Consider the following 12,241-nt stretch of genomic DNA (forward strand, 5'->3'; position numbering starts at 1 on the left):
TCCTCCCTGTAAAAAATTATTCAAATACTGCTTTATAAAGATGTACTTTTTTGTCGTCTACTCTACAATAAGCTCCAAGCTGCTCCACTTTCACCTTAGCAAATAATTTTGAACCCATACTATTAATCTCCTCTTTTGAGAATCCAAGATGCGTATCTTTAAGAGTTTCCGAAAATTCTTCGTAATCATGTTTAAGCACATCCACAATAATAATTTTACCATCTTCTATTAAAACTTCTTTCATGCTGCTTAAAACCTTTTCAGGTTGTAAGAAGTGATGAAAAGCTAATGTAGAAAAAACTGCATCAAATTTTTCAGGAACATCCGTCTTATAATGTTCATTAAATATTTCAATTGATTTTTTTATTTTTTCAGCGACTCCCCAAACAGAAAAGATGCCTTTTTGCCGAAGATTTTTTAACATGCTTTGAGTTATATCAAGTCCAAAAAGTTCAACCTTTAGTCCTTTCTTTTCCAGCTTATTTTTAATTCTTTTTGTAAAAAAACCTGAACCTGCTGCAACATCCAGAATAGTCAATTTGGTTTTATCAAGCTTTAATAGCTCATAAACTATTTCATTGGTAATTACTTCTATGCACTCATCATTAAGATAACTTTTTACAATATCGTCTCTTATTTTTGCCTCGCCTTCAAAATAATTTATCTGCTCTATAAATTCTTCTATATAATCATCATCAAAAGAAAGTTTTTTCAAAAACAGTTTTATCTCATCATTTGTAATAATCATTGTTTCACCGCCTTAAATCCGCGTTCTAAATCTTCTATTAAATCTTCCACATCTTCTATTCCCACTGAAACCCTGATCAAAGAATCTTTTATTCCAACCTTAACCCTTTCTTCCTCGGGAACCGAGGCATGCGTCATTAATGCAGGAAGTTCTATCAATGATTCCACACCACCAAGGCTTTCTGCTAAGAAGAAAATCTGTAGACTTTCAACAAATTTCACAGCTACTTTCAAATCCCCTTTAAGTTCGAAAGAGAGTATGCCACTGTATCCTTTCATCTGCCTTTTCGCGAGCTCGTGTTGAGGATGAGAAGGCAAACCTGGATAATAAACTTTTTCAACCATAGGATTATCTTCCAGATATCTTGCTATTTTCATAGCATTACTTGCGTGTTTCTCCATTCTAACTGAAAGGGTTTTAATTCCTCTCATTACAAGCCAGCTGCTAAAAGGGTGTAATATTGCACCAACAGCATTTTGATTGAATTTCAATCTTTCATAGATTTCCTCGTCATTAACCATTATTGCGCCTCCAACAACGTCTGAATGTCCACTTATGTATTTTGTAATACTATGCACCACAACGTCCGCTCCCAGCTCGAGTGGATTTTGAAAATAAGGACTTGCAAAAGTATTATCCACAACTACAATTATTCCTTCATTTTTAGCAATACTTGATATTTGTTGAATATCAGCAAGTTTTAGTAATGGGTTTGTTGGGGTTTCAAGCCAGATCATTTTGGTATTTTTCTTTATTTCCCTCTCAACATTTTCGAGGTTCCTAACATCAACATAGCTAAATTCTATTCCAAAACGTTTCATAACCTGATTAAATAATCTTTTAGTTCCACCATACAAATCATCAAACGCAATAACATGATCGCCTGCCTTGAGCAAAGATAACAATATTGTCGCTTCTGCAGATAATCCCGAAGAAAAAGCTAACCCATATTTTGCATTTTCAAGAGCAGCGAACTTTTTTTCAAGATTATCTCTTGTTGGATTTCCACTTCTCGAGTAAACATATCCTTCTTCCACTTCTGTAATACTTGATTTAGCAAAAGTTGTGGCAAGATGAATTGGTGAAACTGCATCCCCATGTTGAAATTCTTCTGGCTTTTCACCCACATGAATTGCCTTCGTCGAAAATTTCATAATAACACCTCCAGAATCTTTTCATCATCAATTTCTAAATTATGCTTTAAGAGCCATTCATCGTTATACACTTTTGTAAGGTAGTTTCTACCTGTATCAGGAAAAATTAGCACAACTTTCTTTCCTTTCACATTTTTTTCTTTTAAATACTTTAACGCTCCAAATAACACAGATCCGGAAGAACCACCAGCCAATATTCCTTCAGCTTTGGCTAAAAAGCGTGTCATTGAAAAAGATTGCTGATCATTAACGACTACTATATCATCTACCAGATCTAAATTTACAGTCGCTGGAATTATATCCTCTCCAATTCCTTCAACAAGATACGTGTGCGCTTGTTTTAAAGCTTCCTCTATTTTCATTCCATTTTTCACAAGATTATAAATTGAGCCAACTGGATCTATACCAACTACCTTTACTGTTCCTACTTCCTTTAAATACATTGACATTCCCGTTATAGTTCCACCTGTTCCAACTCCTGCAAATACGTAATCAATTTTTCCATTAAACTGTTCCCATACTTCACGTGCTGTAAATTCATAATGAGTCAATGGGTTATATTTATTTGAATATTGATTTGGAATATAAGCAAAAAGTGCGTTTTCAACTTTTTCATTTAAAATGTTTTGAAGTTTATCAAGTTTATTCTCTCTGACAAGTTGCTGAACATACGAAACAATTTCTGACAACTCATTGTCATTTAAGAACTTTTGTTTTTTTATAATCAAATTTCTAATAACTTCAGCAACCTTATAATATGAATTCGGAGCTTCTGGCTTAATATCTGTAGGAGTTCTGACTATAAAAGCCCCTAAAGCTTTCAACAAAAGCTCTTTTTCTAAACTTACTTTAGACGGCATAGTAAACACCGTTTTATATCCCTTTGATATTGCATACAAAGCTAATCCAACCCCTGTGTTTCCAGATGTGGGCTCAATAATAACTGAACCCTTATCAATCTTTCCTTCAACTTCGGCGTTTTCAAGAATGTATTTTCCTATTCTGTCTTTTATACTTCCTCCAGGATTCAAAAATTCTGCTTTAACGTAAATTTCATTTTCAACTTTAAAATATTCCTCTATCTTTTTTAGTCTAATTATCGGAGTTTTTCCTATAATTTCCACAACATTATCATAAATCCCAGATTTCACGTTACTTATCATCATATCCCTCCCTGTGTACAAAAAATATATTTACTTTTATCTTAAAGTTATATTCAACAACAACAATACCAATTTCTCAATTGGTAGGCTCTAATATTGATGGAACATTGGTTTAAACTTTCCACTGGACAATTTTTGGAAGGAAGCAAAGAGGTACTTCCTTTAACGGAAGGAAAAGACACTATCAGATGAGCATTGTACATTACATCTTTTAGAACCTTTTGTGATCTATCAGAAAAATGCACCCCATAAAAAATCGCCTCCTTGTTAGTTTTGCCTAATTAAAGATACCATAGCTTAGTGGAATTGTCAAGTTTAATTTTTTTTACGAACCATATGTTAAAAAGAACTCAACTTTCAAAGTAATACATCGTTTTATTTTTTGATTTACACATTACTTACCTGACTGATGATTTCAAAAAAATTATTTAATAATGTTTTTATAAATGTTGCGCTTTTTTTAAAACATGTTAAAATCTTAGATGTGGAAGCTATAAATCAATTAAATTTAGTCGGACTAAACCAAACACTTATGTGCAAGGAGGGGCTGAATTGCTTTAGTTATATGATAACTCAGAGTTGGATTGATTTGCAAATTTCTCAACTACATTATACACGAGGAGGGGTGTTATGTTTAAATTTCCAAAAGGTTTATATACCGATGTCAGGATCGAAAATGTTTTTGAAACTCACATTAAAGTAACTATGGGCGAAGTGGATGATATTAAAGAGAGAAGTTACAAAGCTGCTTTCATAAGATTATATGATGGAACACGATGGTATTATACAACCACCACTGACATAGAAAACATTCAAAAAAGCATTGATGAACTTTCAAGGTACGCAAAATCTACTAATATTTCTGGACATCCGCTTATAGAAAAACTTGAAGTAAATGAAGGAGAATTTCTCAAGTTTGATACAAATGATATTTCTCAAGTATCTTTAGATGATAAATTTTCTCTTTTAAAACGTTTCTTCCCCCAGAACAAATATATAAAGCTCTGGAGAGCTCAATATGTAGACAAAAGAGTTGAAAAGGAATTTTACTCCTCAAAGGGAGCAAATCTAAGGTTTGATACTCAAAGAGCTGGATTTAGAATATCGTTTGAAATGTCAGACGGTGATAAAAAATTCAATGAAAGATTTGAGAAAGCGGGAAATACATTCCAAGAACTTAATGTAGATATCAAAGATATGGAGACACATATCAGAAAAAGTGTAGAATTCCTCAAAAATTCTGTTAATATAAACCCCGGTCAATATACAGTTGTACTTTCACCAGAGGCTGCTGGAGTTTTCGCACATGAAAGTTTTGGTCATAAAAGTGAGGCGGATTTCATGATAGGTGACGAAAATATGAAAAAAGAATGGGAACTTGGAAAAAAAGTGGGAGCTGAAATACTTTCGATCGTTGATGATGGCAACGTACTGGGCACAGGATATACACCATTTGATGATGAAGGAACAAGGTCCAAAAAAACATATTTGATAAAGAATGGTATACTTTCTGGAAGGCTACATAACGCTACTACAGCTGTATCTCTCAACGAAGAATTAACTGGTAACGCACGGGCAGTATCTTTTGAATTTGAGCCAATTGTTCGTATGACAACAACTTATATTGAACCTGGAAACGTATCTTTCGAGCAATTAATTTCCGATATAAAAGAAGGAATTTATATAGAAACTGTAAAGCATGGTTCCGGAATGTCTACATTCACATTAGCTCCATCACTTGCTTACAAAATAAAAAACGGAATGATTGCAGAGCCAGTAAAGATTTCTGTTGTATCAGGAAGCGTCTTTGAAACACTTTACAATATAGAAGGACTTTCAAAAGAGCTAAAACTTCTCTCTTTTGTCCTTGGCGGGTGTGGAAAATGGGAACAATTTCCACTACCAGTAGGTTTTGGAGGACCTCATGTGAGAGTCAAAACTTTGAATGTTCAATAGGGAGGGGAAAAAATGATAAGGGAAATATATAAAGTTGTAAATAATGAATTTACGATAGGAATATCCAATAATGAAATAAATGATGTGAGAAGAAAAAAAATAGAAAAAACCAGTGTCAGGGTATACAAAGAAAATTTAATCGGTGTAGCTGGAAAAATAGGTTCCACCTCCATAGAAGAATTAGAAAAGCAGGCTCTTAATAAATTATCATTCAAAATAAGCTATCCTTTTGAACCTACCAGGGATATTAATAAAAAATTGATTCTTGAAAATAAATTACCAGATGAAGAGAATTTCTTCAAAGATGTTGAAGATATATTAAACAAATTAAAACAGGAAAATCAAGATTTTATTTTCTCAAATAAGCAAAAACTATTAAATACTTACGCCCATATGGAAAATAGTGCAGGGTTAAACCTGGAATATAAAGCTTCTTTTACGGAACTTGTTTTCTTATTCAAACACAGAGAATCTGCCAATATAATAGATGGTTACGTAGCACTTGATGGTTTTGAATACAATAAAGAAGAATTTTTGAAAATATCGAATGAAATATTAGAAGCATTTAGAAACAAATTAGATTCATTTAATGATGGAAAATACCCCGTAATATTTTTAGAAAGTGATATGGCTTACAAAACAAAAATGTACCAGGCATTGCACGGACTTGTTTTTGGAAGTGGAAGCTCTATTTTTTCTGAAAAGCTAAATCAAAAACTATTTAATGAAAGTTTCACTTTTTATCAGACAAAAAGTCCTGAGGATGGGTATTTTGGTCCCTTTTTTGATACAGAAGGTACAGTAAACAACGAATTCAAATACAATCTCATAGAAAATGGTATCCTCAAATCTCCTTACACTTCGAAAAAATACTCAAAAATTTTCAACTTACCATTAACCGGGGCTGCTGGAGGAGATTACGATGACGTTCCTGATATAGGATATGTGAGCTTGCATGTAAAATCATCTCAAAAAACGCTTCAAGAATTAATGAACGGCAGAAAAGGAATTTTTGTTTTAATAACAAGCGGTGGTGATTTTACACCAGACGGAAAATTTGGAGCTCCTGTTCAGGTTCCATTACTGTGGGAAAATGGAAAATTTATAGGTAGATTACCAGAAATTGTAATTGAGTCTCATATCTATGACATGTTTGGCAAAGACTTTATAGGAGTGAGTAAAGATTCTTTGATTTCCACATCTCATATGAACTGTATTGTAATGGAGATGAACGTTCGTAAGTATTAATAGATTTCCATACAAAACTTATATAAAATAAAAAGTGGGGAAATCCAAAGTCCCCACTTTTTTATATATACTTTCTTTCAGAACAACTCATATTAACCTAGCTAATCTCGCCAAATTCAAGATTCCTCACCCTTAGGGTTCGGAATGACATGAATGGAGCCAAACTCGCAAAATTTTCCTCACATTCTTGACAATCTAAACCTTAATGATATAATTAATATAGACCCCCCGGTATGGGGATAAGAAGGAGGTTTAGAGCATGATCAAGGTATGCAAAAATTGTAAAGAATTAGAAAGAATAATCGAACATTTAAACAAGAAGCAGCATGAATTTGTAATTGAAAATTGTCTTGATCAATGTGAAATATGTCGTGATAAATACTTCCTTATAAAAAATGAAAAATTGATAATTGCTGACAATATCGAGGATCTTTTAAAAAAATTATAACAAGTAGATATCTGTGCACGCTATCGTGCACAAATTTTTTTGTAAAATTATACCAACCGGTCGGTACTAATAAGGAGGTGTAATTAATGGGGTATGAAAAGCTCGCAAATTTCATAGTAAATCATTACAAACGAATACTTTTGATAGCTTTAATAGTAACAATTATATCTTTGATATTATCGCTTAATCTCAAAGTGGATCCTGGAATGCTTTCTTTATTACCTTCAAACGATCTTTATCTCAAGACATACAAAAAAGCTACCAAATATTTCAATGGCGTTGACAGTGTTATATTAGTCGCTGAAGGTAAAAATATAAAACAATACTTTGAAACACTTGCTCCAGTCCTTAAAAAACTTGATAATGTAGAGGAAGTTTTATACAAAATGCCCGTTGATTTTTTATTAAGAAATATCTTTCTTTTATCTGATAAAAATGAAGCGGAACTTATTCTTTCGCTTTTAAATTCTGGAAGTCTTGAAGATTTTTTCAAAAACTTAAACACCCTAAAATTCAAAGGAGAAATTGATCAGGAAAAGGCAAAAATATTTTTTAATGAATTGTCTTCAATTATTGAAAATATGCTGAACGACAATCCCAACGGTGTTTACCAACATGTAAAGCAATTATTTTACGGTGAAGAATATTTTCTTTCGGAAGATGGGAAAATGGGAATGCTTATCGTGACACCTTCCATTGATACAAACAATGTATATCAAATAGCAGAATTTGTAAATAATATTGAAAAAATTGCCAAAAATTTAGCACAACAATACGGTATTAAAGCAGGTCTCACAGGTTCTTTAGTAATAGCAAGAGATGAAATGGTAGTTACTACAAAAGATACAACATATGCAACTATTCTCTCAATAACACTCATTATTCTTATATTCATTGCAGGGTTTAAAGCTATAAGATACACAATACTTGCAACTGTTCCATTAGTTTTAGGAATTATCTGGACTCTTGGAATTATAACGCTCACTTTAAAAGAACTTAATATAATGACAATGATGATGGCAGCCATATTGTTTGGGCTTGGAATCGATTACTCGATTCATATTATTTCAATATTCGTTGAATATAGAAAAAAAGGCAAAAACGCTGCCGAAGCTGTAAAAGAAGTATTCTCAAGAGTTATAAAGGGTGTCATTGCAGGTGCATTAACAACTGCAATTGGATTTATTATGTTTATAGTAAGCGATTCTCCAGCTTTTAAAGAATTTGGAGTGGTTTTAGCCCTTGGGATTATCTTGACGTTATTTGCAGCTATTTACGTTTTACCATCTCTTCTTCTTGTTTTTGATAAAAAAATTAAAAATAAAACTATTCCTCAGAAAAAGAAGGATTTTAACTTTCTAAAATTCAGGACGCTTTATTTAGTAGTTTCGCTTCTAATATTTATAATTTCTGTGCTCAAGATAGGTGACGTTCAGTTTGAAAAAGATATGCTCCAAATTGAACCAAAGGGGCTGGAAAGTGTTGAATTAAACAAAGTTCTGGTAAAGAAGTTCAACCTTTCACCAGATAGTACAATGTTTATCACAAAAGGTCTTAAAGATACCAGAAACCTGTACAACGAATTAAAAAAATACGATACTTTTTCATTTATAGATAGCATCGCTCCCCTTCTTCCCGAAACAAACAAACAAATTGAAAGAATGAATTACGCAAAAAGCAAACTGGAAAAGCTACCATATAGATCCACTATAAATAAAAACTCTTTAACGCGTGAAATATTAAAATTAAATGGTGCACTAATTACAGAAACAATAGCTCTTCGCGCAATGGGATTAAATAAACTTGCAGATGAAATAGCAACTTTCCGTAAAAAAATCAATTTATCCAGATTAGCAAACCTGCCATCTGAAAAGCTTCTCACATATCAAAATGCAATGATAAAAGCCTTAAAGGAAATACGCTCAAAATTGAATCTAAGTCAGATAATAACTTTAAACGATTTACCAGAATATTATAAATTAAATTATATTGGAAAAGATGACATGTTTTTAACAGCCGCGTATCCTTCAGGAGACATGTGGGACATGGATTTCCAACAAAAATTTTTAAAAACATTAAAAAAACTTAGCGTTAAAGAAACAACAGGAAGTGCTTTAATTTTCTTAAAAGTCATGGAAATAGCCATCAATGATGGGAAAAAAGTAATTATGTTAACAATAACATTGATTTTTGTACTACTTTTAATAGATTTCAAAAGTCTCAAATACGCAATTATAACTATAATACCATTAATTTTCTCTGTGATTGTGTTGCTTGGAATTATGGGGTGGTTTGGAATAAAGTTTAATCCAGTCAATGTAATAGTCCTTCCTTTAATAATAGGAATTGGAATAGATGATGGAATTCACTTTGTTCACAGATACAAAAGGGAAAAAGATTTAAACCTGGCGCTATTTAGTACAGGTAAAGCAATAACTATGACCACACTTACAACCGCAGCGGCTTTTGGTTCTTTAATGATAGCAAAATACAGAGGATTCGTTAGTTTTGGGATGCTACTCTTTATTGGAATCTTCCTGTGCTATTTAGCAACAATATTTATTGTGCCATCAATTATATCAATCTGGAGGGATAAAAATGAAAACTCATGAAAAAATTTTAGATGCCGCTTTTATAATGTTCGCAGAATATGGATACGATGGAACAAGTTTAAATATGATCTCTAAAAAAGCCGGAGTTTCAAAAGGAGCAATTTATCACTATTATTCCAGCAAAGAAGAACTATATTTAAAAGTAATAGAACATTATTTCAGAAACATAAATTCTGCTATTGAGAAAAATTTTGAAACTATAGAGACAATAAAACAATTTGGAAAAGAGTTAATCGAAGATTACAAAACAAATAATTATATCAACAAATTTTCGCTGGATATATTCTTCCAATCCATGAAAAATGAAAATGTTAAAAAAACAGTGTTAAAAATGTACAAGATTGGAATAGAGCTGATAAAGTCTTCTTTATATAAACTTGACAATATAGATCCAGAAAACGACTTAGGACTTCTTGCTCAAAAAATCTGGATGCTTTTTGATGCATTATGTATATATGTTTCTTACGGTATAAATGTCGATTTTCAAAAATTATGGGATGAATTTATGGACGATATTTTCTTGAAATATTTAAAAAAAGCACCACATACAAAGTGAACTACTACTTAATTTTTAAATTATAATTCAAGACTTAAATAAACCTTATCTTTATCATCCTGCGAAAGATCTATATAACGCCGTGTAATTGAAGGGGAGGAGTGATTTAAACACATTTGAATTTTATATATATCCCAGCCGGCAATGTATGCCTGATATCCAAAAGTTTTTCTCAAAGTATGGGCTCCGACTGGCTCCTGGTAGCCAGCTCTCTTTTTTATATAATAATTCAACATTTTATGAACATAAACATAACTTAATGGTTTTCCATTACTTTTGGTTCTGTTATCTTTCTCCGCTTTAAATATATAACCTTTAGTAATGGTATGACTTGCAAAAAGTTTTAAAGCTTTCTTACTACTATTATTCAGCGGTATTTCCTGACGTTTTCCCGTTTTACTTTCAAAAAGTACTATTCTGTCCAATAATTTTCCATCATTAATAACATTTTCCCATTTAAGATGTAACAAATCAGTTATACGTAAACCCGTGTTTATTCCTACAACGAATAAAGCGTATAATTTATAATTCTTATCTTTCAAAATTTCCTTCTTTACTTTCTCGATAATTTTTTTGTCGCGAATAGGTTTTACCACTTTTCTTCCCGCCAAAAAATCACCCCACAGAATATGTTATCAAACCACAAATTAATTTGTAAACACTCTAACCTTCAATTTATCCTATACAACTTCCCTATTTTTCACAATATTTACAATTACAAGTTTATAGCTTTTTTATAATATCTTCATCTAAAAACAGTTGATAATTTTCAAAACAACCACAACTACTTTGATAATATTTACAACCAACTTTTGAAGCTATTTCAAAAGTTTTTTCATCTCTTCCCTGAATAATAACATTTGGGAAACAGTTAGTTATTTTTTTAATAAAATCTTGCTTTTTGACATTAAAGTGCAGATCAAAAGTTATATTTTGCTCAATTCTGACAAACACATTTTTCTCGTGAAGAAACATTTTAAATATATTCAAAGATAGTTCAAAATTATTTACGTTTAGCATCAGGTAAAAATTTTTATCTATAAGCATTTCCATTATTCTAAAATCTAATCTATCTTGATCTTTTGCTGAAAAACTTAAAATCACACGCTCAAAAGGTATATTATATTCTTCGAAAATATCATTTAATTCTTTTAAATAATCTTCAGAATACATAGTTATATTGATTATAATTTTTACCGATTTCTCTAACTTAACAAATTCTTCAAAAATTTTTTTAAAAAAAAGCGTGTTCAAATTCTCTGTAAAATTATTAACAACTGCTATTTTCTGTAAAACTTCCGGCATTTCTAAACCGGTCCCCTTTGAACCAACAATAAGTGGTTCACAGGCCTTTATTTTTTTCTTCTTTATATCAATTACAGGACGCCAGCAAATGTCGAACTCCTGTTTCAAAAATAAATCCAGAAATCTATCGGAAAGTTTAATTACTTTACTTTTTGCCCTGATCTTGGCTCTTTCAATGGCAACATCCAGTGCCAGATAAATGTTATTCCACGATGTTATAAAAGAATATCCAACAGCAAAATCCAAATATAATGAGACTATTTCAGGAAAGCTTTTTAAATTGTTTTCACTTATCTTAACAATAACATTTTCAATAAAATAGTTTAAAATCACATTTTCAAAATCTTCAATCTTTTTTTCAAACCGATATCTATTCCCATATTTTCCGCTAATCTCACACACACTGATAAACTCATAATAAGGTGTTATTGTTGTAAAAATTGGTTTGAAAAAATTAGACAAAATACTTTCAAATTCAGCTGTCAATTTATTTTTCATGTTTCTCTCAAAAACATTATCAAAATTTTCATTCTTAACAGGAAATTTTACAACCAATAATAACACTGGCTTTTTAAAGCCATATCTTTTTTCTTTTAATATGCTTACTAAATCAATATCTTCAACATATTCGTACAAAAAATCAAACATTTTACCACCTTCTAATAAATTATATTACTGTTTACTCAGTAATGCTTTTCTATACGGTTTATAATTTGTATCTTTTATTAATTAAAATTTCCAAAATCTAATTACTTAATTTCTATAGACTATTTTAACACTACAAAAGTATTACTTCTTTACAAATTGATAATCTTTTCTTTGTTTTAAAACGGACAACCAGGTTTTTTGGCCTTTTCTTTAAAGACATTCATAAAAAATTCCGATTAATCTGTAATAAATGTAGCAAGTCTGGTAAAAAATTGTCAAATATACGAATAGTTATATTTAAATTCATATTATCAAAGTCATTTGATAATTATTCCATGTCTTAATAAAAATGTTTATCCATTTATCATTATGGTTGTATATAGAGTTTAAACTAAAAATTTGG

At 31.1% G+C, this 12,241-nt stretch carries 10 protein-coding genes; 5 read left to right on the plus strand and 5 right to left on the minus strand.

Translation table 11 applies throughout. The annotated features are described in order from the left end of the window. Positions 1 to 16: 16 nt before the first annotated feature. The 3 genes from JYK00_RS08105 to JYK00_RS08115 are packed head-to-tail and all read right to left on the minus strand — an operon-like array spanning position 17 to position 3,065. Entirely contained in the window at positions 17 to 748 is a 732-nt protein-coding gene (locus JYK00_RS08105) for a class I SAM-dependent methyltransferase (protein WP_207566403.1), read from the minus strand. Then, complete coding sequence (locus JYK00_RS08110) at positions 745 to 1,902, minus strand: cystathionine gamma-synthase (RefSeq protein ID WP_207566404.1); 1,158 nt, start codon at positions 1,900 to 1,902, stop codon at positions 745 to 747. Before JYK00_RS08110 ends, JYK00_RS08105 begins: the two co-directional genes overlap by 4 nt. Continuing rightward, entirely contained in the window at positions 1,899 to 3,065 is a 1,167-nt protein-coding gene (locus JYK00_RS08115; RefSeq protein WP_207566405.1) for a PLP-dependent cysteine synthase family protein, read from the minus strand. The genes JYK00_RS08110 and JYK00_RS08115 overlap by 4 nt, the downstream gene beginning before the upstream one ends. A 630-nt stretch (positions 3,066 to 3,695) precedes the next feature. On the opposite strand from JYK00_RS08115, the gene JYK00_RS08120 reads away from it, so the two are divergent. From JYK00_RS08120 to JYK00_RS08140, 5 genes are all read left to right on the plus strand, one after another. Then, complete coding sequence (locus JYK00_RS08120; RefSeq protein WP_207566406.1) at positions 3,696 to 5,021, plus strand: TldD/PmbA family protein; 1,326 nt, start codon at positions 3,696 to 3,698, stop codon at positions 5,019 to 5,021. A 12-nt stretch (positions 5,022 to 5,033) separates the two neighbouring features. Further along, entirely contained in the window at positions 5,034 to 6,269 is a 1,236-nt protein-coding gene (locus tag JYK00_RS08125) for a metallopeptidase TldD-related protein (RefSeq protein ID WP_207566407.1), read from the plus strand. A gap of 259 nt (positions 6,270 to 6,528) precedes the next feature. Then, complete coding sequence (locus JYK00_RS08130) at positions 6,529 to 6,717, plus strand: DUF1450 domain-containing protein (RefSeq protein ID WP_207566408.1); 189 nt, start codon at positions 6,529 to 6,531, stop codon at positions 6,715 to 6,717. Positions 6,718 to 6,803: 86 nt separating this feature from the next. After that, a complete protein-coding gene (locus JYK00_RS08135) occupies positions 6,804 to 9,329 on the plus strand; it encodes an efflux RND transporter permease subunit (protein ID WP_207566409.1) in 2,526 nt (841 codons plus the stop codon). Then, positions 9,316 to 9,885 carry a TetR/AcrR family transcriptional regulator gene (locus JYK00_RS08140; protein ID WP_207566410.1) on the plus strand — a complete coding sequence of 190 codons (570 nt, stop codon included), beginning with the start codon at positions 9,316 to 9,318 and terminating at the stop codon, positions 9,883 to 9,885. The genes JYK00_RS08135 and JYK00_RS08140 overlap by 14 nt, the downstream gene beginning before the upstream one ends. A 20-nt stretch (positions 9,886 to 9,905) precedes the next feature. Here the strand turns inward: JYK00_RS08140 and JYK00_RS08145 are convergent, their stop codons facing one another. After that, entirely contained in the window at positions 9,906 to 10,496 is a 591-nt protein-coding gene (locus JYK00_RS08145) for a tyrosine-type recombinase/integrase (RefSeq protein WP_207566411.1), read from the minus strand. 112 nt (positions 10,497 to 10,608) lie between these two features. Continuing rightward, on the minus strand, positions 10,609 to 11,838 hold the full coding sequence (locus JYK00_RS08150) for an EAL domain-containing protein (RefSeq protein WP_207566412.1): 1,230 nt from the start codon (positions 11,836 to 11,838) through the stop codon (positions 10,609 to 10,611). Between the last annotated feature and the right edge of the window lie 403 nt (positions 11,839 to 12,241).

Origin of the sequence: Thermosipho ferrireducens (assembly GCF_017358165.1) — a bacterium.
Lineage (GTDB): Bacteria > Thermotogota > Thermotogae > Thermotogales > Fervidobacteriaceae > Thermosipho_B > Thermosipho_B ferrireducens.

Coding starts and splice junctions, on each gene's coding strand:
- JYK00_RS08105 (WP_207566403.1), bottom strand. CDS start 748: ATGATTATTACAAATGATGAGATAAAACTGTTTTTGAAAAAACTTTCT.
- JYK00_RS08110 (WP_207566404.1), bottom strand. CDS start 1,902: ATGAAATTTTCGACGAAGGCAATTCATGTGGGTGAAAAGCCAGAAGAA.
- JYK00_RS08115 (WP_207566405.1), bottom strand. CDS start 3,065: ATGATAAGTAACGTGAAATCTGGGATTTATGATAATGTTGTGGAAATT.
- JYK00_RS08120 (WP_207566406.1), top strand. CDS start 3,696: ATGTTTAAATTTCCAAAAGGTTTATATACCGATGTCAGGATCGAAAAT.
- JYK00_RS08125 (WP_207566407.1), top strand. CDS start 5,034: ATGATAAGGGAAATATATAAAGTTGTAAATAATGAATTTACGATAGGA.
- JYK00_RS08130 (WP_207566408.1), top strand. CDS start 6,529: ATGATCAAGGTATGCAAAAATTGTAAAGAATTAGAAAGAATAATCGAA.
- JYK00_RS08135 (WP_207566409.1), top strand. CDS start 6,804: ATGGGGTATGAAAAGCTCGCAAATTTCATAGTAAATCATTACAAACGA.
- JYK00_RS08140 (WP_207566410.1), top strand. CDS start 9,316: ATGAAAACTCATGAAAAAATTTTAGATGCCGCTTTTATAATGTTCGCA.
- JYK00_RS08150 (WP_207566412.1), bottom strand. CDS start 11,838: ATGTTTGATTTTTTGTACGAATATGTTGAAGATATTGATTTAGTAAGC.